Below are 25,425 nucleotides of genomic sequence, written 5' to 3'. Positions count from 1 at the left end.
CCACACTTTCATGCGTAGGGAAGTCGTGCGCCGACAAGTGACCTTGGGTGGTGCCGTCCGGCACCACGGTATTGGAGAAGAAAGAAATGGCAGCAGTGTGCCAGGTGACTGGAGCCGTTCCCGGCTTCGGTCACAACATCTCGCACTCGCACCGTCGCACGAAGCGCCGGTTCGACCCGAACATCCAGAAGAAGACGTACTACGTTCCGTCGCTTCGCCGTAACGTCACCCTGACCCTGAGCGCCAAGGGCATCAAGGTCATCGACGCCCGTGGCATCGAGGCAGTGGTCAAGGACCTCCTGGCCCGTGGGGAGAAGATCTAAGCATGGCGAAGCAGCAGGACATCCGTCCGATCATCAAGCTCCGTTCGACGGCGGGCACCGGTTACACCTATGTGACCAAGAAGAACCGCCGCAACGACCCCGACCGCCTCGTGCTCAAGAAGTACGACCCCATCGTGCGCAAGCACGTCGACTTCCGAGAGGAGCGCTAATCATGGCCAAGAAGTCCAAGATCGCCAAGAACGAGCAGCGCAAGGTCGTCGTCGAGCGCTACGCCGCCAAGCGCGCCGAGCTCAAGAAGGCCCTCGTCGACCCGAACGGTTCCGACGAGTCCCGTGAGGCCGCCCGCCTCGGCCTGCAGAAGCTTCCCCGTGACGCCTCCCCGATCCGCGTGCGCAACCGCGACGCCGTCGACGGCCGTCCCCGCGGAAACCTCAGCAAGTTCGGTATCTCCCGTGTTCGCTTCCGCGACATGGCGCACCGCGGCGAGCTGCCCGGCATCACCAAGTCGAGCTGGTAATCCAGCGCGACGACGCTCATCCGAGGGGCGTCCGGCTTCGGCCGGGCGCCCCTTTGGCGTCTCCATCGGTGAAAGAGGCCGGAAATCCGCGAGTTTCCGCGGGATTCTGATACATTCGAGGCGGTCGACCGACCAAACGTAATGGCCCAGTGTGGCCTCAACCGTTCCACAAGATAGCTGTAGATCCAGCACAAGGTCCGAGGAGGACACTCAATGGCTGACAACCTGAACAAGACCGAGCTCGTTGCCGCCGTCGCTGCGGCGTCGGGTCAGAGCCAGGCCACCGTCTCGAGCGTCGTCGACGCGTTCTTCAGCACCATCAGCGAGACCGTCGCCAAGGGTGGCAAGGTGACCATCCCGGGTTGGCTCGCCGCCGAGCGCAGCGAGACCGCTGCCCGCACCGGCCGCAACCCGCAGACGGGCGAGGAGATCTCGATCCCGGCCGGTCACCGCGTCAAGCTGACCGCGGGTTCGAAGCTCAAGGCTGCCGTCAAGTAGTCCTTCCCAGCTTTGCCCGAGGGCGGCGCCGCGATCTGCGGCGCCGCCTTCGTCGTATCCCGGCGTCCGCTGCTGTGGGCGGGCGTCCAGGGCCGTGGACGTAGGCTGGACGGGTGCCACGAATCCTCCGCGTGATCGGCCCTGCCGTGCTGCTCCTCGCAGCCGCCGTGGCCATGATCGCCGCCCTCGCGTTCGGTGGCGGCGCGGCCGCGCCCCTGCTTGCCGACCCGGGCGTGCTGGTGCGCTGGGGGCTGCCCGCCGCGACGCTCGTGGTCAACCTCAGCCTGGCGGGAACCATCGGCGCGCTCGTGCTGGCCTGCTTCGCCTTCTCCCCTGACCGTGACGAGTACGGCAAGGCGCTCGACTTCGCCGCGGGCAGCGCCGGCGTCATGACGGTCGCCGCGGCCGCGACCGGGCTCTTCACCTTCGTGAGCGTGTCGAATGAGCCGTGGTCGTTCGACGCCACCTTCAGCAACGGGCTGAGCTCCTTCGTCACCAGCGTCTCGCTCGGGCAGGCGTGGCTCGGCATCACCCTGATCGCCGCGGCGGTCACCGTCCTCTGCTTCGCGGTGCGCAACCAGACCGCCATCGTCTTCGTCACCCTGCTCGCCATGGCGACCGTGGTGCCGATGGCGCAGCAGGGGCACAGCGCCGAGGCCGCGGGTCACGATGCCGCGGTCACCTCCTTCGGCCTGCACGTGCTGTTCGCCGCGATCTGGCTGGGCGGGCTCGTCACCCTCGTCGTCGTCAAGCAGACCCTCGGTAAGGGTCGCCTGGTCACGGTGCTGGAGCGCTACTCAACGGTGGCCCTCGTCTGTTTCATCGTCGTGGCGGCCTCGGGCTATGTGAACGCGGAGCTGCGCGTCGGCACGCTCGCCGAGCTCGCGACGCCCTACGGCATCCTGGTGCTGGTCAAGGTCGCGGCGCTGGTGGTGCTCGGCCTGTTCGGCCTGACCCAGCGCCGCTTCCTGATCAACCGGCTGAAGACGAGCGGTGAGCCGCGCAGCTTCTGGTGGATCGTCGTCGCCGAGCTCGCCTTCATGGGCATCGCCTCGGGCGTCGCCGCTGCGCTCGCGCGCACCGTCACGCCGGTCCCTGAGACGCGAGCGGCCACGCCGACCCCGGCCGAGATCCTCACCGGCGAGAAGCTGCCGCCGGAGCTCACCTGGGGGCGGCTGTTCACGAGCTGGAACTTCGACCTGCTCTGGGTGCTCGCCTGCGCGTTCGGGCTCTTCTTCTATCTCGCCGGTATGTGGCGTCTGCGCCGCCGCGGCGATGCCTGGCCGATCTACCGCACCGTCCTGTGGACCCTGGGCATCGTGCTGCTCTTCTACATCACCAACGGTGGTGTGAACGTCTACGAGAAGTACCTCTTCTCGGCCCACATGTCGGCGCACATGGTGCTCACCATGGCCGTCCCGCTCCTCTTGGTACCGGGCGCGCCGGTGACTCTGGCAGCCCGGGCTATCCGCAAGCGCCGCGACGGGTCGCGCGGAGGCCGCGAGTGGATGCTGCTCGCGGTGCACTCGCGCTTCGCGGCCGTCATCTCCAACCCGATCGTCGCCGCGGTGCTGTTCGCGGGCTCCCTGTGGGCGTTCTACTACACGCCGCTGTTCCGGTGGGCCACCACGGACCACATCGGGCACGAGTGGATGATCACGCACTTCCTGATCACCGGGTACCTCTTCGTGCAGTCGCTGATCGGGATCGATCCGGTGAAGTACCGGCTCCCCTACCCGTTCCGTCTGCTGCTCCTGCTGCTCACCATGGCGTTCCACGCGTTCTTCGGCCTGTCGATCATGCAGATGCACGGGCTGATGCTCGCCGACTGGTTCGGGGCGATGGGGCGCACCTGGGGCGACGCTCCGCTGATCGACCAGCAGACCGCCGGCGGGATCGCCTGGAGCATCGGCGAGATCCCGACGGTCATCCTCGCCATCGTCGTGGCGATCCAGTGGAGCCGCAGCGACGAGCGGGAGACCCGCCGGCGGGACCGCAACGCCGACCGCACCGGCGAGGCCGAGCTCGAGGCCTACAACGAACGGCTCGCCCGGATGGCGGACCGCGACCGCGCAGTCCGCTAGGGCTCCTGCGCCACCACGATGGCGAGCGACCCGTCCGGCCGGATGGTGACGCTGCTCAGGCTCATCGAGAACGGATGGTCGTCGCTGCGCTCGCTGACGGTGCCGTCGAAGAGCGACTGGACGGTCACGTCCAGATGGGCGACGCCCACCATCTCGTCCGTCTTCCAGCCGGTGTCGCCCGCCACGAGGCGGACCACCGGATAGGTGACCATCGACCAGACCGGGTCGCCCTGGACCCGGTCGTCGATCTCGGCGCCGAACGGGCACTCCGCCGGCTGCAGCACCTTCTGCTCCGCGCAGCGGTCGAGGAAGCCGTCGACCTGCTTCTGCACGGCGGTGGTGAACGCGGTGGTGGGCTGCGCATCCACGACGGTCTCGGTCACGTCGCCGGGCGATACCCGCGCGAGCACGGGCGCAGCGCGAACGTAGGCCGACGTGTGCGACAGTTCCAGCGGCGCGAGGGGGACGGCGAGATAGTCGGCGGAGACGCTGAAGGCGTCGGCCGGCTGGTCCGGCGAGGCGGCGCGCGGGTTCACGGTGTGGCGGCCGACGGTGAAGTCGTCCGCGTGCGCCACAGTGATCCGGGCGACGCCCAGCGGCGTGGACGCGAAGGACCAGGTGGGCAGCACGCCGAGGACGGAGCCGGTCTGCCGCACGTGGAACGTGGCCGAGACGGGCTCGCCGTCGGCGGAGGCCTCCACGACGACGGTGCGCGTGCCGTCCTTCTCGGCCGTCTCGGACGCGATGCGTGCATCCCGGATCGCGGGCAGGGTGTCCGACCGCAGCAGCTCCCGCGATGCGCCGGTCGGCAGCTGAGCAGCGCGGAGCGACGCCCGCGTCGGCGCGGCGCCGGGCATGGCGAGGGCCTCCGGGACGCGGTGGGCCGCGAGGTTCCCGACGAACGCCTCCACGAAGCCGGACGGGCTGTAGTACGTCCGCTGGACGGCACCGAAGGCGGCGCCGAGCGCGATCAGGAGGAGCACGCCGAGTCCCGACCAGAGCAGGACGGCGCGCCGGAGCGCGCGCGTCTCCCCCACAGCCATGAGGCCATCCTAGGGTCCTGTGGATAAGCGGCAGCCGCCGTGCAGGCGGGGTTAGAGTAGTCCGGCAAGCCGGGCGAGACGGAAGGGGAGGTCATGGGCCGTCTTTCCCTCTCGCCTGAACAGCAGGCGGTCTTCGACCTCATCGAGAACACCCGCGAGCACGTCTTCGTCACCGGCCGCGCGGGCACCGGCAAGTCGACGCTGCTCAACCACCTCTCGTGGAACACCGAGAAGTCGCTCGTCATCTCCGCGCCCACCGGCGTGGCGGCGCTGAACGTCGGCGGCCAGACCATCCACTCGCTCTTCCGCCTGCCGATCGGGGTCATCGCCGACCACGCCATCGACCAGAGCGCCGAGCTGCGCAAGTTGCTCAACAGCATCGACACCCTGGTGATCGACGAGGTCTCCATGGTCAACGCCGACCTGATGGATGCGGTCGACCGGAGTCTTCGCCAGGCGCGGCAGCGCGCGGGCGAGCCGTTCGGCGGCGTGCAGGTGGTGCTGTTCGGCGATCCCTACCAGCTGGCGCCCGTGCCCGGAGACCGGGAGGAGAGGGCGTACTTCGCCGACACGTACCGCTCGATGTGGTTCTTCGACGCGAAGGTGTGGCAGGAGACCGACCTCCGCATCGTCGAGCTGCTGCAGGTGCACCGGCAGCACGAATCGGACTTCCGCTTCATGCTCAACGCGGTGCGCCATGGCCGGGTGACGAAGGAGATCGCCGACCGGCTCAACGAGGTGGGCGCGCGCCCCGCTCCGGACGACGGGACGATCACGCTGGCGACCCGCAACGACACCGTCAACCGCATCAACGCGCAGGCGCTGGAGCGGCTCCCCGGCCGGGCGCTCACGGCCAAGGCGGAGGTCAGCGGCGACTTCGGCGGGCGCAACTTCCCGGCGGACGAGACGCTGGAGCTCAAGGTCGGCGCGCGGGTCATGTTCCTGCGCAACGACGTGGGACAGGGCGACGGGCCGCGGTGGGTGAACGGCACGATCGGCACGGTCACCAAGATCGACTCCAACGTCTACGTGGATGTCGACGGCGAGGTGCACGAGGTCGAGCCGGCCATCTGGGAGAAGTTCCGCTATACGTGGTCACCCGAGACGAAGAAGCTCACGAAGGACGTGGTGGCCGAGTTCACGCAGTTCCCGCTGCGCCTGGCGTGGGCGGTCACCATCCACAAGTCGCAGGGCAAGACCTACGACTCGGCGATCGTCGACCTCGGGACCCGCGCGTTCACGTCCGGGCAGACCTACGTCGCGCTCAGCCGGATCACGACGCTCGACGGGCTCTACCTGACGAGACCGCTGCGGCCGAGCGATATCACGGTCGACCCCGACGTGGAGCGGTTCATGAGCGACGCGCGCCCGGTCAGCATGCCGGTCGGCGGGGCCACGCGGTGACTGCGGGGCGCATGCGAAAGAGGGGAACCGGATGGCGGTGACGTTCGTGCTGGATTTCAGCGACGGGCAGCGGCTCGAGACGAGCGGCAACGGTGTGATCGGGCGGAATCCTGCCGTACACACCCCGGGAACCGAGATGGAGGACCCGGCGCACGTGGAGCTCGTGACCATTCAGGACGACGTGAAGTCCGTGTCCCGGGCCCACCTGGCCTTCGGGCAGTACGACGGCGTCTTCTGGGTGATGGACCTCGGCTCGGCGAACGGCACGACCATCACCTACCCGGGCGAGGGGACGTTCGCCTGCGACCCGAAGACGCGGCACGAGGTGGATCCCGGCTCGGTCGTGCGCTTCGGGAGCGCGTCGTTCGCGCTGACCCGGCGCTGACCGCCCCTCGCGGGGGCTCGGTCAGTGGTGGTGGTGGACCGTCACCGCGGCGACCCCGGCCTCCGTCAGGGTCAGCGCCGGGATGGTCACCGCGCTGACGACGCAGGCGCTCAGCACCAGGCCGGCGAAGAAGCGGAGGAAGCTGCTCTGATCGGGATTCGGCCGGCCGCGGCGGATGACGACGGCCGCGGTCGCAGCAACGGCCACGTCGAGCAGGGAGGCGGCTCCCATCGGCACGAAGGGCAGCGCGAGGACAGTCCCGCCCGAGGCGGTGGCGCCGACGACGGCAAGAGCGGCCCACATGCCGACGGGCAGGAGGGCCAGGGCCGGGACCAGCCGGAACGCCGGCGGACGGTCCTTCGCCAGCGTGGCGGCGGCCCAGACCAGCTCTGCGAGCGCCAGGACCAGGAAGGCCGCGAGGAGTGCAGGGGGTGCGCCGGGAGCCAGGGCCGCATGCAGCAGCCCCGCTCCCAGCGCGGCCACGGCCAGGAACGCGCGGGTCGCCGGGCCCACCGCGACGGCCGAATGGGCCGAGGCGGCGGGGGCGACCCGCAGCGTTTCCGTCATCCTGCTCATGGGATCCGTGGCCCCGCCGGTCAGGCGGCGGCTGTGGTGGCGCGGGTGCCGCGGTCGGCGCCGAGGCCGGTGCCGAGGAGGACGATCGCGCTCACGAGGTGCAGGAAGTGGTCAGGCGTGTTCAGGGCCAGGATGTTGGCGTCCGTGCCCACGAGGAAGAAGCCGACGATGCCGAGCAGCAGGTAGACGGCGCCGACGGTGATGTTGACGGCCTTTGCCGCGGCGACGCGGGTGAGCCCGGCGATGAGCAGGGCGGCGCCGATCAGGAGGTGGGCGATGTTGTGCAGCGGGTTCACCTCGAAGATGCCGAGCAGCAGTCCGCCCTTCGTGGCGACGAAGCCCACGCCGCCGGTGACAGCGAAGCCGAGGAGCCCGACCAGCAGGTAGACCGCACCGAAGATGGTGGCCACCAGGCGATTCGGTGATGTGCGCATTGTCTCGTTCCTTCCATAGGACGGCGCACGGGCGCGCGCCTCACTTTCCCATTCGAAGCTTCGTCCGAATCGGATTGGAGCCACAGCCCCTTGCGGAAGGGTCTGGTTTCTGCCGCACGTTACAATCGCTGGACACGCAGGGCGACCGTCGGGGGTACAACTGATGCGACGAGACACGACGTTCAAGCGGTTGGCGCTCGCCGCGACCGCGGGAATCGTCGCGCTGATCCTCGCCGGCTGCACCGGCGCATCCGGCAGCACGGACCTGCCGGAGCAGCAGTCCGGCGGTTTCTCGAAGGACGTCTCGAAGCGCCTCTCGACCGCGGTCACGGACGCCATGACCCTCGCCGACGCTTCAGCGGGCTTCGCCGGTGTGTGGGCACCCTGGGCGGGCAGCTGGACAGCCGCGCAGGGCACGACGACCCGCGGCGGCTCGAAGCCGGTCACCGAGGGCATGACGTTCCGCATCGGCCAGAACACGACGCCGATGACCTGCACCGTGCTGCTCCGGCTCGTCGACGAGGGCCGCGTCGAACTCGACGACCCGGTGACCAAGTGGGTGCCCGGCCTGGTCGGGGTCGACGGCGTGACCCTGCGGGAGCTGTGCCAGAACACCTCGGGCATCGGCGACTATGCCGCGGCCCTCCGCTCGCAGTTCGTCCTCAACCCGACCCGCCAGTGGCCGCCGCTGGAGCTGGCGAGCGATGGCATCGCGATGCAGCGCTACGGAAACCCGGGCGAGAAGTACGGCGCGTCGTCCACGAACGCGGTCCTCGTCGGAATGGCGCTGCAGAACGCCACCAGCCGCAGCTGGCCCCAGCTCTACAAGCAGTACGTGTTCGACCGCCTCGGCATGAACGCCAGCACGCTGCCGGAGAGCGCGCAGCTGACCGTGCCGGGGCCGCATCCCACCGGCTACGCCGCGGGACTCGACGGCGCGGGAGCCACGGTCTGCGAGCCGATGCGCGACGTCAGCCGCCTCTCCCCCTCGCAGGGATGGACGAGCGCCGGAGTGGTCTCCACCGTCTCCGACCTGAAGGCGTTCGGCCAGGCGCTCGCCACCGGCCACCTCCTCAGCGAGAAGTCCCGCAAGGCGCAGACGGACGCCGTCGTGAACGGCCAGTCGTGGCAGCGCTACGGCCTGGGCGTGCAGCTGCTCGGTCCCCTGCGCGGCAGCAGCGGGGCGATCCCGGGCTACCTGTCGGCGGTGTTCGCCGACCCGTCCTCCGGGCTGACGGTCGTCGTGGCGCTCAACAACTCCACTCCCGGGGCGGGCTTCGCCCAGCTGCTGGCGCAGCGCCTGGCATCCATCGTCTCGAAGGTTCCGCCCGCGCAGAAGGGAGCGAAGACCGTCGCGTCCCTCCCCTGGTCGGAGCAGCAGACCATCGACGCGATGGCCAAGGCAGCGCCCTGCCCGGCGAAGAAGGCCGGCTGAACCCTTTCCAATACCCCGCGTCACGTTCTCTAGACGCCTGCGTCTACCTAAGTGAGCCACTCAGCGAGTTTCACGCAATGTTCCTCCGCTGCGAAGCTCCTGGGTGCCGCGGTCGCGAGAAGCCGCGGCACCCCATCTCACTTTCAAGGGGAAGGCCGCTGATTGAAACAGAGACGCTGCATGAGAGTCGTGAATGCGCTTGCTGCTGGCGCACTCATTGTTTCCGCAGCCAGCGGTTGCGCCGCGGCCCCCGCTGCCGCTCCGCCGTCGCTTGCTGCTGATTGTGCGAGAGCGAGGGCAGCCGGATCGCACCTGTCTTCAGCAGCAAGCAGCCATGCAGCAGACACCTCGGTCGCTGCGGACCGCGCATTCTCGGAGGCGCGGAACACGTTCGATGCGTCGATGAACGACCTTCATGATCAGCGATTGCGGGCAGCAGCCGACGCTCTGGTCGAGCGGCTCACCACTGGACCGGTGCGAGGCACGGCGACTCGCCGTGTCGACGCATCGGCTCTCAGCGACTGGAACCGGTCGCTCACCTCGATCTGCGGCCCACACGTCGCACCGCGACGCGACGCGCAAGTCTTCTAGGGCGTAAATGCCTGCCTACGCCCCCGCCAGCGCCGCGAGCTCCGCGCGCACCGGGAACGCGTCGTCCTCCAGCACGAGCTGCAGCGCGGCGCCCGTGGCGCGGTTGACGATGACGGGCGCCAGGAGGTTGACCGTGCTGCCCTCGCGGGAGGGCGTCACGACGACCAGCAGAAGGGCGTCCGCCGCCTCGGCGATGCCGAGCTCCGCGGCGCGGTCGTCGGGCAGCTCGGGCGAGTAGCCGGGGAGGTGGCGGGAGGCGTCGATCGTGAAGAGACGGATCTCCGGGCGTTCCACGGACGCAAGCGTGTACAGGCCGTCGGCGGCCGGGACCGCGTCCAGGGTGAAGGCGTCGAGCGGCTCCAGGCCGGGAGGCGGGGTGAGGAAGTGGACGGCGCTCACCGGAGGAAGTCCATCAGCGTCGGCTGCAGCACGCGGGCCGTCACGGCGATCGCGGTCTGGTAGTTCACGTCCTGGGTCTTCAGGTCGAGGATGACCTTGCTCAAGTCCACATCCTCCAGGGACGAGCGCTGGCCCTCGAGGGCGTTCGCGCCGACGGCCAGGGCGTCCTTCGCCTTGTCGATGCGGGTCTGGCGGCCGCCGACCTCCGCGTGCTCTCCCACGATCGCCTTCATCCTGTCGTCGATCTCCGCCAGGCGGGGGGTGACGTTCACACCCGCGCGGAGGTCGTTCGCAACGTTGTCGATCAGCGCGAACACCGACGACGCACCGGTACCGAAGGCGGCGGCGCCGTCCGCATCCACCCGCACCGTGGTGTCGGGGCCGATCCTGCGCTCCACTGTACTTCCCGCCGTGCCGGTGAACGAGTAGTCCGGCTGGAAGGCGACGCCCGCATCCGAGTTGCCGGCGAACACCGTCCGGCCCAGGTACGTGGTGTTGGCGAGCGAGAGGAGGCTCTTCTTGAGCCCGTCGAGCTCGGTCGCGATCGAGTCCTTCGCCGTCTGCGACATCGCGCCGTCGTTCGCGCCCTGAACGGTCAGGTCGCGCACGCGGTGCATCAGCGTCTCGACCGACGTGAGCGCCGAGTCGGCCGTCGTCAGCCAGGCGTCGCCGTTCGAGACGTTCCGCTGGTACTGGGAGGTCGCGGCCTGGTCCGACCGGACGCCGAGCGCGCTCGCGGTGGCGGTCGGGTCGTCCGACGGCTTGTTCAGCAGGCGACGGCTGGTCGCCTGGTCGTACAGCTGGGCCTGACGCTGCAGGCTGAGCTGCAGGTTCCGCTGGGCGTTGAGGGTCTGGGTCGCGTTGGTCACACGGCTGATCACGGCTACCTCCCGACGAGTCCGGTGTGGTTGATGAGCACATCGAGGGCCTCGTCCACGGCGGTCATCACGCGCGCGGCGCCCTGGTAGGCGTGCTGGAAGGACAGCATGTTCATGTTCTCCTCGTCCAGGTCGACGGAGGCGCCGGCCAGCTGGGCGTTCGTCGCCGAGCTCGTCGCCATGTCGGCCAGGTCGGACTGCTGCTGCTCGGTGCGGCTCGCCACTCCGACGCGCACCACGAACGCCGACCACTGCTTGTCGACGGCGTTCGTGCCCGTGCCCAGCTGGCTGATCGCGTCCGCGACGCTCCCGTCCGACCCGCCGGCGCCGGGCGTCCCGGTCGCGATCTGGCTCACGTTCGTGGGAACCACGGAGAGGCCGAGAGCGGCGGGCTTGGTCGGGTCGATGGCGAAGAAGTCGAGGCCGGTGGCGCCGGTCGGCGTGGTGCCGGTCTGGTGCACGGCGTTCACCCGCTGCGCGAGCGTCACGGCGAAGGCGTTGTAGCTGGCGGCCGCCTCGGCCAGGACGCCCCCGGTGCCGTTCGCGTCGGCCGGCGCGAGAGTGGACACCGCGCCGGCGATGGAGCCGCCCTCCATGGCGATCGCCGCGCCGGGGCGGTACGCCCACTCCAGCCGCGGCGGGTCGCCGGCCGCGTCGGCCAGCCGGTTGGCTCCCGCCGCCTGCACGGCGTTGGCCGTGGTGCCCGAGACCAGCGCGTTGCCGCCGACCAGCACATCCACCGTGCCGTCGTCGTTCGGCCGCACCACTCCCCCGGCCAGCTTGGCGATCGAGGTGGTGAGCAGATCCCGGCGGTCCATCAGCTCGTTCGCGGACTGCCCCGACGCGAGCGCCGTGCGGATGCGGCCGTTGAGGTCGGCGACCTGCGTCGCGGCGGCGTTCAGGTCGGACACCATGCCGTCGACCGAGGTGCGCAGCGCGCTCCACTGGCCGTCGACCGCGCTGTAGCCGCTCTTCAACTGGGTGACGACGCTGCCCGCCTGCCCGAGCAGCACGCCGGCCGGAGCCTGCTCGCCGGGCTGGTTGGAGACGTCGCCCCAGGCCGACCAGAACTTCTGCAGCTGCGTCGAGAGGCCGTTCGTGCCGGGCTCGTTGAGCGATGACTCCAGCGTGGAGAGCGCGTCGGCGCGGGTGTTCGTGTAGCCGGAGAGCGCGGTCGTGCTGCGGACGCGCGCGTCGATCGCGGCGTCGTCGAGGCGCTGGATGCCGTCCACGTTCACGCCCTGGCCGGGGCGGACGCCGCCGCTGAAGAGGCCGGTGCTGTTGAGCGGGGCGACGCCCGAGGTGCTGACGCGCTGACGGGTGTAACCGGCGGTGTTCGCGTTGACCAGGTTCTGCCCGACGACGTCGAGGCCCGCTTTGGCCGCGACCAGGCCGGTGTAGGCGGTGTTCAGCCCGCTGAAGGTGCTCATCCGGTCACGCCTCCGTGTCGAAGAAGCGCGCGGTGTCGCCCAGGCTGCCCGCGCCGCCGGCGCCGTACACGCCGGGGTCGTCGTTTCCGCCGGAGAGCGAGCTGAGCGTCTCCTGCGTGGAGCGTGCCGCCTCCCGCAGCAAGCGCTCGTTGGTGTCGCGCACCTCGGCGATCTGGGCGGTGAGCTCGGTCATGGCGGCCAGATGGGAGCCGAAGATGTCGGACCAGATGCCGTCGGGGGCGCCGCTGGCCAGCTCGCGCAGGGTCGCATCCGGGCTCAGTCCCCACTCGGTGGCGAGGGATGCGACCTCGACGGTGCGGGCCAGGCCGGCCGCGCGCATCCGCTCGATGACCTGCTCGACCTCACGGGTGGCGTGGGAGATCCAGCGCGACTTGCCGGCGATGAGCAGCAGCTGCTCCTCCTCCAGCTTGAAGAGCAGGAGCTCCAGAAGCTCGCGCTCCTTCCACAGCTGCGCTGAGAGCTCGCTCGCGGCCATGTCGCTACCAACTTCCTCGTGAGTCGATGTGCGCACCTGGTCTCCTCGGGTCTGACGGACGGGTGGACGGTGTCCCCGTCACGACAGACCATCGGCACGCTTGCGCCCGATGTTAGGCGCGAGCAGCACCTGTGGTGGGATGCGACCTACCGCTTCACAGAGGGGTGTCAGTATTCCCCGTACTGGGGGTACGGGCTGCCCCGTAATGGGGGCAGATGGCATGCATTCTGAACAGTCTCGAATTGTTACCGTGAACAACGGAAGACGCCTAGCACCTCGCTCGGCACCCGACTAAGTCCGAGCGTCCACCGCACCGCCCGAGTACCCGCGAGAACCTCCCCGAACGAGGTCGACGCGCGGTACCCGTCCGATGAAGAGGGGTCGCCCAGCGTGAACCGGAACGAACGCAACACGCTCGTCGTCGAGAACCTGCCGCTAGTCGGCTACTTGGTCTCCGACCTGTGCTCGCGCGCCACGCACCTGTCGCGCGACGACCTGGCCTCGGCCGGCGCCGTCGCCCTCGTGCAGGCGGCCGACGCGTACGACGCCTCCACCGGCGTGCCGTTCGGCGCGTACGCCCGCACCCGGATCGTGGGGGCGCTCGCCGACGAGCTCCGCGCCTCCGACTGGGCCACCCGCGGTGCGCGCAAGCGGATCAAGGAGACGCTCGCGGTGCAGGAGAGCCTGACGTCCTCCCTCGGACGCAAGCCGACCGTGGAGGAGATCGCGAACGCCCTCGGCGTCGACCGCGAGACCGCGGCGGCCGGGCTCGCGGACGCCTCCCGTACCGTCACCGCCCTCGACGAGACCATCGAGCCGTTCCTGGTGTCGGAGACGCCGGCCCCCGAGGATGCGCTGCTCGCCGACGAGCAGACGGCGTACGTCCGCGCGGCGGTCGCTGCCCTGCCCGACCGGATGCGCTCCATCGTCGAGGCCATCTACTTCGACGACCGCACGGTCACCGAGATCGCCGAGGAGCTCGGCATCACCCACTCCGCCGTCTCGCAGCAGCGGTCGGAGGCGATCCGGCTGATGCGCGAGGGGATGGCGACCCACTACTCCGATGACGGCGACCCCGTCGTCATCGAGGCGAAGACCTCGCAGGCCCGGCGCAGCGCGTATCTGGCGCGTCTCGCGCAGCACGCGGTCGCGGGCGTCTCGCGCCTCTCCCCCACGTCGCCGAGCTCGGCGCGCGCGTCCTAACAGCGGATCGCTAACGGGACGGAACAGACAGCCGATAGGGGCTGATGCGGACCACGGAAGGGCCGCGGACCACCACCCAGTCATGGAGGAAACATCATGGGTATGCAGATCAACACCAACATCGCGGCGAACAACGCCTACCGCAACCTGAACAACACCCAGAGCGACCTCTCGAAGTCGCTCGAGAAGCTGTCCAGCGGCCTCCGCATCAACCGTGCGGCGGACGACGCGGCGGGCCTCGCCATCTCGGAGGGCCTGAAGTCGCAGGTCGGCGGTCTCACCGTCGCCGCCCGCAACGCTCAGGACGGCATCAGCGTCGTGCAGACCGCTGAAGGTTCGCTCACCGAGGTCCACTCCATCCTGCAGCGCATGCGCGACCTCGCGGTGCAGGGCGGCAACGACTCGAACAACACCACCTCGCGTGCCGCCATCAAGACCGAGGCGGACGAGCTCGGCAAGGAGCTCGACCGCATCACCCAGGGCACGAACTTCAACGGGATCGACCTGCTCAAGGGCGGCTCGCTGAACTTCCAGGTGGGCGCGGGCTCGACGGCGAACGACACCATCGCGGTCAGCCTGGCCGACGTCGCCACCTCGGTGGGCACGCTCGCGGGCGCCACCGGTGCGACCGGCTTCGACGTCACGAGCAACACGACGGCGAACACCACGATCACCGCGATCGACACCGCGATCACCGCGATCTCGACGGCCCGCTCGGAGCTCGGTGCTTCGCAGAACCGCTTCGAGTCCGCTGTCCGCAGCCTGAACGTCTCGAAGGAGAACCTCTCGGCCGCGTCCAGCCGCATCACCGACACCGACATGGCGGAGGAGATGGTGAAGTACACCCGCTCCAACATCCTGTCGCAGGCCGGCACCGCGATGCTCGCGCAGGCGAACCAGTCCAACCAGGGCGTCCTGCAGTTGCTCCGCTGATAAGGCCCGGCGGCCGGGGCGTAGTCCCAAAAGCGTGCCCCGGCCGCCGCACCACCCCGCTCCATCGCACCACCCGAAGCACCCCGCACCGCCGTCGTAGGAGGGAGACCACCGCATGGGCATGGCCGTCGACGGGCTCATCAGCGGTCTGAACACCACGCAGCTGATCGACAGCCTGATGCAGGCGGAGGCGATCCCGCAGACCCTTCTGAAGAACAAGGTCACCGACTCCACCACCTACATCTCTGCGATGCAGGCGCTCAACACGAAGGTCGCGGCCCTCGCGGATGCGGCGGCCAAGCTGGCGAAGCCGGCCGGCACCGACCTGCACACCGCGTCCACCACCTCCACCTCGGTCACGGCCACCGCGGGCACGGGAGCCGTGGACGGCACCATCGACTTCACCGTGGACAAGCTGGCGCAGGCCCAGGTCACGGTGACCGGGCCGCTCACGCAGTGGCCCGACCAGCCCCCGACCCTCACCTTCGTCGCCGCAGACGGAACGGTGAAGCAGGTCACGGCGGGCAGCTCCTCCCTCGCCGACGTGGCGGCCGCGATCAACCAGGCCGGCGTGGGCGTCAGCGCCACCCAGGTCGCCGCAGGACTCGACCCCGGCACCGGCCAGCAGCTCTACCGGCTGCAGCTCAGCTCCACGAAGACCGGCTCGGCGGGCGCCTTCACCGCGTACCGCGGCACGCCGGCCGACGTCACCGCAGGCACCGCGACGAATCTGCTCTCCGACCCGGGCGCGGCCCAAGTGCGGGCGGCCCAGGATGCGCAGCTCACCCTGTGGGCAGGCACCGGCGCCGCGCAGACGGTGACCAGCTCGACCAACACGTTCACGGGCGTTCTGCCCGGCGTGACCGTGTCGCTGAGCTCCGTGTCCAGCACCCCGGTCACGCTCACCGTCGCGCGCGACGACAAGGGACTCACCGCCGCCGCAAGTTCGCTCGTCTCGAGCGTGAACGACATCTTCACCCTGATCGCGCAGAAGCAGGCGGTCACCACGTCGACCGACTCGGCCGGCGGCACCGTGGTCACCGGCGGCGCCTTCACCGGCGACTCGACGACCCGCGACGTCAACCAGAAGCTGGTGGATGCGATCAGCTCCCCCATCGGCGGCGTCTCCCCCTCGACCTACGGCATCAGCATCCAGCGCGACGGCACCGTCACGTTCGACCAGAACGTCTTCGCCACTGCGATGGCGGCGGATCCGGATGCCGTGAAGAGCGCTCTGACGACCATCGCGCAGCGGGTCGCGGACGCCTCGACCGCTGCGAGCGACACGTACACCGGATCGCTGTCGCTGCGCATCAAGGGCGAGCAGTCGACCGTCAAAGACCTCAACGACCAGATCACCGACTGGGACACCCGGCTCTCCGACCGGCGGTCGACGCTCGAGAAGACCTACGCGAACCTCGAGGTGCAGCTGCAGCAGCTGCAGTCCCAATCGTCGTGGCTGACCGGCCAGCTGTCGTCCCTCCCCACTGCGAGCGCATCATGAACGTCCTCACCTCCGCCGCCGCCAAGCTCAACGCGTACAACCGCGACAGCGTGCTCTCCGCCAGCCCGGCGCGGCTGCTCACCATGCTCTACGACCGGCTCCTGCTCGACCTCACCCGTGGCGAGGCGGCGCTCCAGGCGGCGCAGTGGCCGACGGCGTGGGAGAACCTGCGCCACGCCGACCAGATCGTCGCCGAGCTCGCCGGCACGCTGCGCGTCGACCTGTGGGACGGCGCGGACGGCCTGCTCCAGCTCTACGGCTACCTGGCGGACCTCATCGTCGGCGGGATGATCGAGCGCGACCCGGCGAAGGTGCGCGAGGCGATCGAGCTGGCCGAGCCGCTGCGCCAGACCTGGCACGAGGCCGCCCGCATCCTGCCGGCCGCCACCGCCGCGGAGACGGATCGGGACCTCGGTGTCGCCTGACGCCGAGATGGATGAGCTGCGCGAGGACGTCCTCGGCTGGTCCGACGCCCTCGACCGCATGGAGCAGGAGCTGCACGGTGCGCTCGCCGCGGTGGACCCGGTCCCCTGGCGTCCCCCGATCGGTCTGGGCCCCATTCCGCCCGAGCTGCAGGAGCGCGCCGCGCGGCTGCTCGAGGCGCAGCTGCACACCATGCGCTACCTCGAGGACGTGCGCCAGACGACCGCGCGCCACCTGGCCGCGGTGCGTGCGGTGCCCCGCGCGGAGGCCGGACCGCACCCGGTCTACTTCGACCTGATCGGCTGAGTCCCCCGACGGGGTTCTCCACCTGTGGATAACTCTGTGCAGAATCCGTGGATACGCGGGTGAATCGTGTGGAGGACACGCGCGGGATGTGTGCACTCTCAGATTCTCAGCGAAGCGTAATGCCGCCTGACCAGGCATTTTCAGCGTGATGCGCGCCGTTCGAACGGGTCTTCGAAAACACACGGCTGTAATTCACATCGGGGTACGAGCTGTGGATGGATGTGTGGGAATCGCCCACCGAACACCCCCCGAAAGCGGGAGCTAACGGTTGCGAGGGAGCGGTCGATAGCTCTTCCTGAGCACGGATCGCTCATCGACTTGGCCACGGATGGGCCGCCCCACGACCCTGGAGTGCAGCTGTGCTCGAATCCGTGACCAGCGCCGCCCTGACGAGCGCCCTCGACGGCCTCGCCGCGCGCCAGCGCGCCATCGCGAACAACATCGCCAACGTCAACACGCCGGGCTACACGGCCGAGCGGGTGTCGTTCGAGGATGCGCTCGCCGCCTCCGTCGCCGACCACGACGGACACGTTTCCGCGACCACCGCGCGCTCGCTCGAGCCGACCCGCCTCGACGGCAACAACGTGAACCTCGACACCGAGACGCTGTCGAACGTCGACACCGTGCTCCGCTTCCAGTTCGCGTCGCAGGCCGCCGGCAACCAGTTCTCCGCCATCCGTGCCGCACTGAAGACCAGCTGAGGAGTATGACGTGACCTTCGACGCCATCGGGATCGCCGGAACCGGCCTGACCCTGCACCGGAAGTGGCTGGACGCCATCTCGGACAACCTCGCCAACATCAACACGGCGAAGCCCACCGACGGCGCCGCCTTCCAGGCGCGCTACATCGTCGCGCAGGAGGGCGAAGGCGTCTCCGGCGCCTACGTCGCGGGCGCCGCCTACGGCAGCGCCGAGGGCCGCATGGTCTACGAGCCCGACAACCCGGTCGCCGACGCGAACGGATACGTGCGCTACCCGGACATCGACCTGTCGGAGCAGATGGGGTCGCTCATCATGGCGCAGCGCGGCTACCAGGCCAACGCGGCCGTCGTCGACCGGGCCAAGGAGACCTACCAGGCGGCCCTGCAGATCGGGAGGAACTGATGCCCATCCCCGCCATCGGAGCGATCTCCGCCGTGACCGCCGACCCGGGCGTCTCGGCGACGTCGGCCACGAGCGGCACCGGGGGAGCGTCCTTCGGGAACGCCCTCACCGGAGCCGTCGACGACCTGCAGCAGCTGCAGGGGACCAGCGACAAGCTGGCCATCCAGGCGGTCACCGGCAACCTGGACGACATCCATGACGCGACCATCGCATCCACCCGCGCCCAGGTGACCCTGGAGCTGGTGGCCGGCGTGCGCAACAAGGCCGTGGACGCGTTCAACGAGATCATGCGGATGCAGGCCTGATGCCCCAGCAGGTGACGAGCTTCTTCCGGCGGATCGGCGACTCCATCCGCGGGTTCTCGCTGGCCCAGCGGGTCATCGCGATCATCGGCGTCGCGGTCGTGGCCCTCGGGATCACCGGGATCGCCATGTGGGCGTCCCAGCCGTCGTACACGCCGCTGTTCTCCGGCGTCGCGGCGTCCGACGCCTCCGCGATCGTCGACCAGCTGCGCACCGACAACGTGCCGTACCAGCTGACCGACGGCGGATCCACCATCCTGGTGCCGCAGGAGAAGGTCTACGACGAGCGGCTGAAGGCGGCGTCCGCCGGGCTCCCAGCCTCCAACACGGGCGGCTACTCGCTGCTCGACAAGATGGGCGTCACGTCGTCCGAGTTCCAGCAGAACGTCACGTACAAGCGGGCGATGGAGGGCGAGCTCGGCAACACGATCGCCGCGATGAAGGGCGTCAAGACCGCGTCCGTGCGGCTGGCGATCCCCGAGGAGACCGTCTTCGCGGCCGACAAGAAGGACCCGACGGCCTCCGTCTTCGTCGAGACGCTGAGCGGCGTGAACCTCAGCGCCGACCAGGTGCAGGCCATCGTGCACCTCACGAGCGCGGCGGTTCCCGGCATGAAGCCGACCGACGTCGCCGTGGTCGACGCCGACGGCACCGTGCTGAGCACGGTCGGCGGCGGCGCGACCGGGGGAGCGGACAAGCAGGCCAGCGACTACGAGACCCGGGTGAAGGCCGCGGTGCAGGACATGCTCGACAAGGTCGTGGGCGCAGGCAACGCGACCGTCGCGGTGGCGGCGGACGTCAGCACCGAGAGCGCGCAGCGCACGGAGGAGTCGTACACCGCGCCGACCGATGCGCCCTCGCTCAGCGAGACCACCCAGAAGGAGACCTACACGGGCTCCGGGGCGGCGGGGGGCGCCGGCGTGCTCGGCCCCGACAACATCGCCGTGCCCAACGGGACCAACGGCAACGGCAGCTTCAACTCCGAGTCGAGCACGAAGGACAACGCGGTCGACAAGGTGACCGAGCAGCGCACCATCCCGGCCGGGGCGATCAACCGCCAGACGGTCTCGGTCGCGCTCAACTCGGACGCGGTCGGCGGCGTCAGCGCCAACGAGATCCGCAACCTGGTCAACGCGGCAGCGGGCATCGACGTCAAGCGCGGCGACTCGGTCAGCGTCGAGATGGTCCCGTTCAGCAAGGCGGGGGCGACCGAGGCGGCCAAGGCGATCAAGGAGGCGAAGGACGCCGCGGCGGCCGACCAGCTGACCAGCATCATCCGCACCTCCCTCATCGCCGGGGCGATCGTCGCGGCCGCGATCATCGCGTTCGCGCTGTTCCGCCGCGGCCGGCGCCGGGCCGCCGAGAACGCCGAGCTCGCGCTGGACGCGGACTCGCTCGCGCTCGACGCCTCCCCGTTCCCGATCGCTCTGGAGCAGGCGGCGCCCACCGTGCCGATGCAGCTGGACCCGCTGCCGGACCCGACCCCGGACCCGGCCGAGGTGGAGGCCGACCGCCGCAGGGCGGAGATCGAGGCGCTCGCCGAGCGCGACCCGCACAAGACGGCCGAGTTCCTCCGCAGCCTCATGGATGACAGGGCCGGCGTATGAACGCGACCCTGACCGGCGCCCAGAAGGTCGCCGTGGTGCTGATGAACATGGATCAGCAGCGCGCGGCCCAGGTGATGAAGCAGTTCTCCGACGAGGAGGCCGACGAGATCACCGCCGAGATCCTGCGGCTGCGCCGCGTGGACCCCGCCGTCGCCGAGAAGGCGCTGAACGAGTTCCACGACCTGGCCACCCGCGGCACCATGACGACCCGCGGCGGCCGCGACATCGCGGTGGGGCTGCTGGAGGCGTCCTTCGGCGCCGAGCGCGCGACCGGCGTGCTCAACCGGGTGGCGTCGAACCTCGCGGGCAAGCAGTTCGAGTTCCTCGACACCGTGGAGCCGGCCCAGGTGCAGATGCTGCTCGCGGGGGAGCTGCCGCAGACCAGCGCGCTCGTGCTGGCGCACCTGCGCGCGGATCACGCGTCGCGCATCCTGACCGGGCTGGACGAGCGCACGCGCACGGAGGTCGCCCACGCGATCGCGACCATGGGGTCGCCGAGCCCAGATGCGGTGCGCGTGGTGGCGGAGACGCTGAAGCAGCGCGCGACCGCGGTGGTGGGATCCCGGGCGTCGTCCGACGCCGTCGGGGGAGTGCAGCCGCTCGTCGACATCATCAACCGCTCCGACGCGGCCACCGAGAAGGCGCTGCTCGAGGCTCTGGAGCAGCGCGACCCGCAGCTGGCCGAAGAGGTGCGCTCGCGCATGCTGACCTTCGAGGACATCGTGCGGCTGGAGTCCCGCGACGTGCAGCAGGTGCTGCGCGGGGTGGATGCGGCGGTGCTGGCGGTCGCGATGAAGGGCGCGGGCGAGGCGGTCACCGAGGTCATCACGTCGAACCTGTCCGAGCGCAACCGGGAGATCCTCGAGGACGAGGTCCGCATCCTCGGCCCGGTGCGGGTCTCGCAGGTCGAGGACGCGCGCGCCGAGATCGTGCGCGCCATCCGCGACCTGGAGGCGACGGGTGCGATCACCGTGCAGCGCGGGGACGAGGACGCGTATGTCGAGTGAGTCCGCCGTCTCCGCGGTCGCGTTCGAGCCGCTCGCCGTCCCGGTGATCGCCGAGACGGAGCACGAGCGCGCCGCGATGACGTCCGCGCGCTCGCGCGGGTACGCGGCGGGGTTCGCCGACGGGCGTCGCGCCGCCGCGGAGGAGCAGGCGCGCTGGCTGGCGGATGCCGAGGACGCGCGTGCGGCGGAGGCCGTCGAGGCGGCGGACCGGGTCGCGGTGCTGGCCGCCGCGCTGCGGAGTGCGGCGGTGGAGTTGCGGGAGGCGACGGTCCCACTGCTCGCGGAGGCCGAGTCCGTGCTGCTGGAGGCGGCGTTCGAGCTCGCGACCACCGTGGTGGGCGTCGCGCTGGAGGACCGGCTCGCGGCAGCGCGCGCGGCGGTGGAGCGCGTGGTCGCCGCGGGCCGCCCGGGGGCCGTGCCGGTGGTGCGCATGCACCCGGACGACGTCGCCGAGCTGCACCGCGCCGGAATCGCGTACGAGGACACGCAGCTCGTCGCGGACCCGACCCTGACGCGCGGCGACGCGATCGGCGAGCTGCCGACGGGCTGGCTCGACGGGCGCATCCACGCCGCCATGCTCCGTGCGAAGGAGGCGCTGTCATGAGCGCGGTCCTGGAACGCTGGGGGACGGCCGTCGCCGCTGCTTCCGTCGAACGCGTCGGCCGGGTCACCGGTGTCGTCGGTCTCGGCGCGGAGCTCGAGGGCGTCCCGGCGGCGCTGGGCGACGTCGTGGTCATCGGCGAGGAGCCGGGCGTGCACGCCGAGGTCGTGGCCACGACGGCCGACCGCGTCCGCGTGATGCCGTACGGGCCGCTGACCGGGATCGCCGCGGGAGCGCCGGCGCGGGCCGTTCGCGCACCGCTGCTGGTGCCGACCGGACGCGGGATGCTCGGCCGCGTCGTCGACGCGCTCGGACGACCGGTGGACGGACTCGGACCGATCGAACCGGACGGGTTCGTTCCGCTCGGCAACCGGGCGCCCGATGCGATGCGGCGGGCGCGCATCCTGCAGCCCCTCGGCCTCGGCGTGCGGGTGCTCGACACGATGGTCACCGCCGGCCGGGGCCAGCGCCTCGGGCTCTTCGCCGGATCGGGCGTCGGCAAGTCGTCCCTGCTGTCGATGATCGCGCGCGGGACGGACGCGCAGGTGTCGGTGATCGCGCTGGTGGGGGAGCGCGGCCGCGAGGTCCGCGAGTTCCTCGAGGACGACCTCGGGCCCGCCGGACTGGCCCGCTCGGTCGTCGTGGTCGCGACCTCCGACGAGCCGGCCGTCATGCGGCTTCGCGCCGCCTTCGCGGCGACCCGGATCGCCGAGGCGTTCCGCGACGAGGGCGCCGACGTGGTGCTGATGATGGACTCACTCACCCGCGTCGCCATGGCCCAGCGCGAGATCGGGCTCTCGGCGGGGGAGCCGCCGGCGACCCGGGGCTACCCGCCGTCGACGTTCTCCCTGCTCGCCCAGCTGCTGGAGCGCGCCGGGACGGGCGAGACCGGATCGATCACCGGGCTCTACACCGTGCTCGTCGACGGCGACGACCACAACGAGCCGATCGCGGACGCCGCGCGCTCCATCCTCGACGGGCACGTGGTGCTCGACCGCAAGCTGTCCGTGGTCGGCCACTTCCCGTCGGTGGACGTACTGGGCTCCGTCTCGCGGCTCGCGTCGCGCGTGACCACGCCGGAGCAGCGGGCCTCGGCGGTGGCGCTGCGCAGCATCCTGGCCGCCAAGGTCGCCGCGCAGGACCTGCTCGACGTCGGTGCGTACAAGCCGGGCACCAACCCGAAGGTGGATGCCGCGGTCGCCCACGCCGGCGCGATCGACGCGTTCCTGCGTCAGGGCATCGGCGAACCGGCCGCGGCGGCGGAATCGTGGGCGCGGCTGGACGCGCTCGTCCGAATGCTGGGAGGCGTGTGATGGCACGGGCGTTCGCCCTGGCGGGCCTGCTGCGACTGCGGCAGATCGAGAAGGAGCACGCGGCCAGCGACCTGGCCGCGGCCAACGCGATGCGGCGGGATGCGGGGGAACGGCAGGCTCGGGCGATCGCGGCGCTGCACGCGGTCCCGGTCGAGGCGACCGACGCCGGGACGCTCTTCGCCATGGCGGCCGCGCGCGCCTCCAGCCGCAGCATGCTGGCCGACCTGTCGGCGCTCGCCGCGGAGGCCGAGGCGCAGGCGGCGGAGGCGCAGCACGCGTTCACGGAGGCCAAGAAGCGGGCGGTCGGGCTGGAGAAGCTGGAGTCGCGGCACCGGGCGGAGGTCGTCGCGGGCGACCTGAGCTCCGAGCAGGCGGCCATCGACGAGATCGCGACGGGCGCGTGGCAGCGCGCCAGGAACGGGGCAGACGCATGACCGTGACGGATGCGATCGGCCGGATCGCGCAGATCCAGGCGACGCTGGTGCAGCTGGAGACGGGGACGCGGGCGACGAGCGCGACGTCGGCGTCGTCCGGGAGCTCGGCTGCGACCTCGACCTCGGCGGCGGACTTCGCCTCGGCGCTCTCCGGGGCGCTCGGCGCCACGGACGGCACCTCGACGGGGGCCGTGACCGGGTCGGACGTGGTCGCCGACGCCAAGAAGTACCTCGGCGTTCCCTACGTGTTCGGCGGGACCAGCGCCTCCGGGCTCGACTGCTCGGGTCTGGTGCAGCGGGTGTTCAAAGACCTCGGGATCGACGTGCCGCGCCTGGTCTCGGGCCAGTCGACGGTCGGCACCGAGGTGCCGTCGCTGGCCCAGGCGCAGCCCGGCGACCTCATCGTCACCAACGGCGGCGAGCACATCGTGATCTACGCGGGCGACGGCAAGGTCATCCACGCGCCCAGCGAGGGACGCACCGTGAGCCTGGTGGACAACTGGATGAAGGACTCCGACATCGTGACGATCCGCCGGGTCGTGCCGCAGGCGGCTCCGGCCGTGGCGTCTCCCGCGGCGTCCGCAGGACTCGGGTCGCTGGCGTCGCTGCTGTCCGGGGCCGGCTCCGCCGGGTCGGCGGGCTCGTCGGCGCAGGCGGACATGCTGCGGTCGCTGTTCGCGTCGCTGAGCCAGGGCGGTTCGCTGTGAGCCCGGGCGGCGTGACCGCGGCGCCGCCGACGGTGCCCGCGCGTCCGGCTTCCGGCGCATCGGCGAAGGGGTCGGGGGAGGCGTTCGACGCGTTCCTGCAGGGGGCGGTGGATGCGGGGCCCCGTGACGCGCAGGGCGCGCGGCCGGATGCAGCGCGGTCCGAACCGCGACGGGACGAGCACAGTCGGCCCGTCGGGCGCGGGGCGCACCCCGGCAAGGTGTCGGGCGAGCACAGCGGTCACGGGCGTCCGCGCGCGGCGAGCGGGGACAGCGACGTCGGGACTCCGGCCGCGATGGATGCGACGAGTGCGGAGGGGACGACGACGGGTGCTCCTGGCGCCGACCCTGCGGCGGCCGCCGCGGCGATCGTGACGGATGCCGCTCTCCCGGTCACCGTGGATGCGACTGCCGCAGCGGTGTCGGCTTCGGCCTGCGCTGCGTCTGCGGTGGCCGTCGGTGTGGGCGAGGCCGTCACGGCCGTCGCGGATGGCGGCGCCGTTCCGCTCGCTGCGGCGACGGCGGAGATCACGCCGGGTGCGGCCGTCGCCTCGGCGATCGCTGCTCCTGCGGAGGCCGCGGCAGCGTCCGAGACGGCGAACGGCGCGAACATCGCGAAACCGTCCGCGGGAGCGACGGCGGCCGCCCCGACTGCCGCCGCGGGATCTGCCGTGCCCGAGTCGCGCGCCGCCGGCCCTCAGCCGGGGTTCGCATCGCCCACCGGCACGCCTGCCGTGCCCCCGGCCGCGCCCAACACGTCCCTCGCCGGGGCCGGGAACGAGCAGCCTGGTGCAACCGGCGCCCCCGTGGCGTCCGCGATCGAGTCCCGTGACCATGCGGTCGCAACGCCGACCACGCCCACTGTCGCCGCATCCACCGCAGCCGTTGCGGCCGGCACCTCCGCGGGAACCGCCGGCACCGCATCCACTGCTGTGCAGAGCACTGCCGACGCCGCGCGCCCGAAGCTTGCGGCGACCGACGCCGCAGCATCCCCCGCGCCCATCGCGTCGCCTACACCCACGCCCACGATCACGCCGGATCGCGCGGCCGCCGCCCAGCCCCCTGCTCCCGCGCCCGCCGCCTCCACCACCCCCTCGTTGCCCGCGCAGCTGGCGCGCCCGGTCTTCACGCTGGCCGCGGCGGGAGCGGGCGAGCACGTGATGACCGTGCACGTCACGCCCGACACCCTCGGGCCCGTGACCGTTCGCGCGCACGTCGGCAGCGAGGGCGTCCGCGTCGAGCTGTTCGCCCCGACCGACCTCGGACGGGATGCGCTGCGCGCCATCCTCCCCGACCTGCGCCGCGACCTCAGCGGCGCCGGCCTCAGCGGAACGCTCGACCTCTCGTCGCAGAACCAGCCCGCGCCGCAGCATGACGCACCCTCCGACGGCGGACGCGGGTTCGCGGGCGGGCAGCGCGAGGAGGCGCGCCGCGCCGGCGTCGCGCAGGCGGCATCCACACGCTCCACTCCGTCCGCACCCGCGGACGGGTCCACGCACACCATCGACCTGATCGTCTAGAAGGGAGCCA

At 71.0% G+C, this 25,425-nt stretch carries 30 protein-coding genes; 23 read left to right on the top strand and 7 right to left on the bottom strand.

The window, feature by feature from the left end:
- Positions 1–86: 86 nt before the first annotated feature.
- The 5 genes from rpmB to J2W45_RS13100 all read left to right on the top strand — a co-directional run bounded on the left by rpmB (position 87) and on the right by J2W45_RS13100 (position 3,383).
- Positions 87–323: a 50S ribosomal protein L28 gene (rpmB, locus tag J2W45_RS13120; protein WP_121263096.1), complete on the top strand. Its 237-nt coding sequence runs from the start codon at positions 87–89 to the stop codon at positions 321–323.
- Positions 324–325: 2 nt separating this feature from the next.
- Positions 326–493 (top strand): 50S ribosomal protein L33, encoded by a 168-nt coding sequence (gene rpmG, locus J2W45_RS13115; RefSeq protein WP_055922173.1) that lies wholly within the window; start codon positions 326–328, stop codon positions 491–493.
- A 2-nt stretch (positions 494–495) separates the two neighbouring features.
- Positions 496–801 (top strand): 30S ribosomal protein S14, encoded by a 306-nt coding sequence (gene rpsN / locus J2W45_RS13110; RefSeq protein ID WP_310132587.1) that lies wholly within the window; start codon positions 496–498, stop codon positions 799–801.
- 213 nt (positions 802–1,014) lie between these two features.
- Positions 1,015–1,299, top strand: coding sequence for an HU family DNA-binding protein (locus J2W45_RS13105; protein WP_018188985.1), 285 nt, complete (start codon positions 1,015–1,017; stop codon positions 1,297–1,299).
- A 173-nt stretch (positions 1,300–1,472) separates the two neighbouring features.
- Complete coding sequence (locus J2W45_RS13100; protein ID WP_396427119.1) at positions 1,473–3,383, top strand: bifunctional copper resistance protein CopD/cytochrome c oxidase assembly protein; 1,911 nt, start codon at positions 1,473–1,475, stop codon at positions 3,381–3,383.
- Here J2W45_RS13100 and J2W45_RS13095 read toward each other — a convergent pair.
- A complete protein-coding gene (locus tag J2W45_RS13095) occupies positions 3,380–4,426 on the bottom strand; it encodes a hypothetical protein (protein ID WP_310132582.1) in 1,047 nt (348 codons plus the stop codon). The genes J2W45_RS13100 and J2W45_RS13095 overlap by 4 nt on opposite strands.
- Before the next feature lie 93 nt (positions 4,427–4,519).
- On the opposite strand from J2W45_RS13095, the gene J2W45_RS13090 reads away from it, so the two are divergent.
- Positions 4,520–5,830, top strand: coding sequence for an ATP-dependent DNA helicase (locus tag J2W45_RS13090; RefSeq protein ID WP_310132580.1), 1,311 nt, complete (start codon positions 4,520–4,522; stop codon positions 5,828–5,830).
- A 31-nt stretch (positions 5,831–5,861) separates the two neighbouring features.
- Positions 5,862–6,215, top strand: a complete 354-nt coding sequence (locus tag J2W45_RS13085) for an FHA domain-containing protein (protein ID WP_310132578.1) — start codon at positions 5,862–5,864, stop codon at positions 6,213–6,215.
- A 21-nt stretch (positions 6,216–6,236) separates the two neighbouring features.
- Here J2W45_RS13085 and J2W45_RS13080 read toward each other — a convergent pair whose 3' ends face one another.
- Both J2W45_RS13080 and J2W45_RS13075 read right to left on the bottom strand, forming a co-directional pair.
- Positions 6,237–6,782, bottom strand: coding sequence for a hypothetical protein (locus tag J2W45_RS13080; RefSeq protein WP_310132575.1), 546 nt, complete (start codon positions 6,780–6,782; stop codon positions 6,237–6,239).
- Positions 6,783–6,811: 29 nt separating this feature from the next.
- Positions 6,812–7,225, bottom strand: coding sequence for a DUF4383 domain-containing protein (locus J2W45_RS13075; RefSeq protein ID WP_018188979.1), 414 nt, complete (start codon positions 7,223–7,225; stop codon positions 6,812–6,814).
- A gap of 163 nt (positions 7,226–7,388) precedes the next feature.
- On the opposite strand from J2W45_RS13075, the gene J2W45_RS13070 reads away from it, so the two are divergent.
- On the top strand, positions 7,389–8,660 hold the full coding sequence (locus J2W45_RS13070) for a serine hydrolase domain-containing protein (RefSeq protein ID WP_310132573.1): 1,272 nt from the start codon (positions 7,389–7,391) through the stop codon (positions 8,658–8,660).
- A 606-nt stretch (positions 8,661–9,266) separates the two neighbouring features.
- Here the strand turns inward: J2W45_RS13070 and J2W45_RS13065 are convergent.
- From J2W45_RS13065 to J2W45_RS13050, 4 genes are read right to left on the bottom strand one after another with little or no spacing between them, the layout of a single operon-like run.
- A complete protein-coding gene (locus J2W45_RS13065; RefSeq protein ID WP_310132572.1) occupies positions 9,267–9,650 on the bottom strand; it encodes a flagellar assembly protein FliW in 384 nt (127 codons plus the stop codon).
- Positions 9,647–10,531, bottom strand: a complete 885-nt coding sequence (gene flgL / locus J2W45_RS13060) for a flagellar hook-associated protein FlgL (protein WP_463675612.1) — start codon at positions 10,529–10,531, stop codon at positions 9,647–9,649. The genes J2W45_RS13065 and flgL overlap by 4 nt, the downstream gene beginning before the upstream one ends.
- A gap of 2 nt (positions 10,532–10,533) precedes the next feature.
- On the bottom strand, positions 10,534–11,958 hold the full coding sequence (flgK, locus tag J2W45_RS13055) for a flagellar hook-associated protein FlgK (protein WP_310132566.1): 1,425 nt from the start codon (positions 11,956–11,958) through the stop codon (positions 10,534–10,536).
- 4 nt (positions 11,959–11,962) lie between these two features.
- Positions 11,963–12,454, bottom strand: a complete 492-nt coding sequence (locus J2W45_RS13050; protein WP_310132564.1) for a flagellar protein FlgN — start codon at positions 12,452–12,454, stop codon at positions 11,963–11,965.
- A gap of 390 nt (positions 12,455–12,844) precedes the next feature.
- Between J2W45_RS13050 and J2W45_RS13045 the strand changes: the two genes are divergently transcribed.
- From J2W45_RS13045 to J2W45_RS12975, 15 genes are all read left to right on the top strand, one after another.
- Positions 12,845–13,657, top strand: coding sequence for a sigma-70 family RNA polymerase sigma factor (locus tag J2W45_RS13045; RefSeq protein ID WP_310132561.1), 813 nt, complete (start codon positions 12,845–12,847; stop codon positions 13,655–13,657).
- Between the two features lie 96 nt (positions 13,658–13,753).
- Complete coding sequence (locus J2W45_RS13040; RefSeq protein WP_310132560.1) at positions 13,754–14,590, top strand: flagellin N-terminal helical domain-containing protein; 837 nt, start codon at positions 13,754–13,756, stop codon at positions 14,588–14,590.
- A 115-nt stretch (positions 14,591–14,705) separates the two neighbouring features.
- Positions 14,706–16,094: a flagellar filament capping protein FliD gene (fliD, locus tag J2W45_RS13035; protein ID WP_310132556.1), complete on the top strand. Its 1,389-nt coding sequence runs from the start codon at positions 14,706–14,708 to the stop codon at positions 16,092–16,094.
- Positions 16,091–16,519, top strand: a complete 429-nt coding sequence (locus tag J2W45_RS13030) for a flagellar export chaperone FliS (protein WP_310132553.1) — start codon at positions 16,091–16,093, stop codon at positions 16,517–16,519. Before fliD ends, J2W45_RS13030 begins: the two co-directional genes overlap by 4 nt.
- Positions 16,509–16,823 carry a hypothetical protein gene (locus tag J2W45_RS13025; RefSeq protein WP_310132551.1) on the top strand — a complete coding sequence of 105 codons (315 nt, stop codon included), beginning with the start codon at positions 16,509–16,511 and terminating at the stop codon, positions 16,821–16,823. Before J2W45_RS13030 ends, J2W45_RS13025 begins: the two co-directional genes overlap by 11 nt.
- Before the next feature lie 359 nt (positions 16,824–17,182).
- A complete protein-coding gene (locus tag J2W45_RS13020; RefSeq protein WP_310132549.1) occupies positions 17,183–17,524 on the top strand; it encodes a flagellar basal body rod protein FlgB in 342 nt (113 codons plus the stop codon).
- 10 nt (positions 17,525–17,534) lie between these two features.
- The gene (locus tag J2W45_RS13015; protein ID WP_310132548.1) at positions 17,535–17,927 is read left to right on the top strand and encodes a flagellar basal body rod protein FlgC; all 393 of its coding nucleotides are present in this window, start codon (positions 17,535–17,537) and stop codon (positions 17,925–17,927) included.
- On the top strand, positions 17,927–18,232 hold the full coding sequence (gene fliE / locus J2W45_RS13010) for a flagellar hook-basal body complex protein FliE (RefSeq protein WP_310132546.1): 306 nt from the start codon (positions 17,927–17,929) through the stop codon (positions 18,230–18,232). Before J2W45_RS13015 ends, fliE begins: the two co-directional genes overlap by 1 nt.
- Positions 18,232–19,836, top strand: coding sequence for a flagellar basal-body MS-ring/collar protein FliF (gene fliF / locus J2W45_RS13005; RefSeq protein ID WP_310132543.1), 1,605 nt, complete (start codon positions 18,232–18,234; stop codon positions 19,834–19,836). The genes fliE and fliF overlap by 1 nt, the downstream gene beginning before the upstream one ends.
- Positions 19,833–20,843, top strand: coding sequence for a flagellar motor switch protein FliG (fliG, locus tag J2W45_RS13000; RefSeq protein ID WP_310132540.1), 1,011 nt, complete (start codon positions 19,833–19,835; stop codon positions 20,841–20,843). The genes fliF and fliG overlap by 4 nt, the downstream gene beginning before the upstream one ends.
- Positions 20,833–21,447 carry a FliH/SctL family protein gene (locus J2W45_RS12995; RefSeq protein ID WP_310132538.1) on the top strand — a complete coding sequence of 205 codons (615 nt, stop codon included), beginning with the start codon at positions 20,833–20,835 and terminating at the stop codon, positions 21,445–21,447. The genes fliG and J2W45_RS12995 overlap by 11 nt, the downstream gene beginning before the upstream one ends.
- Positions 21,444–22,757, top strand: a complete 1,314-nt coding sequence (locus J2W45_RS12990; RefSeq protein WP_310132535.1) for a FliI/YscN family ATPase — start codon at positions 21,444–21,446, stop codon at positions 22,755–22,757. The genes J2W45_RS12995 and J2W45_RS12990 overlap by 4 nt, the downstream gene beginning before the upstream one ends.
- Positions 22,757–23,191, top strand: a complete 435-nt coding sequence (locus tag J2W45_RS12985) for a hypothetical protein (RefSeq protein ID WP_310132533.1) — start codon at positions 22,757–22,759, stop codon at positions 23,189–23,191. The genes J2W45_RS12990 and J2W45_RS12985 overlap by 1 nt, the downstream gene beginning before the upstream one ends.
- A complete protein-coding gene (locus J2W45_RS12980) occupies positions 23,188–23,898 on the top strand; it encodes a C40 family peptidase (RefSeq protein ID WP_310132530.1) in 711 nt (236 codons plus the stop codon). The genes J2W45_RS12985 and J2W45_RS12980 overlap by 4 nt, the downstream gene beginning before the upstream one ends.
- Entirely contained in the window at positions 23,895–25,415 is a 1,521-nt protein-coding gene (locus J2W45_RS12975; protein ID WP_310132528.1) for a flagellar hook-length control protein FliK, read from the top strand. The genes J2W45_RS12980 and J2W45_RS12975 overlap by 4 nt, the downstream gene beginning before the upstream one ends.
- The last annotated feature ends 10 nt before the right edge of the window (positions 25,416–25,425 follow it).

The organism is Leifsonia shinshuensis (genome assembly GCF_031456835.1).
Lineage (GTDB): Bacteria > Actinomycetota > Actinomycetes > Actinomycetales > Microbacteriaceae > Leifsonia > Leifsonia shinshuensis_C.
Note: the sequence above shows the minus strand (reverse complement) of the source record. Positions and strands in the feature narration are given on the sequence as shown.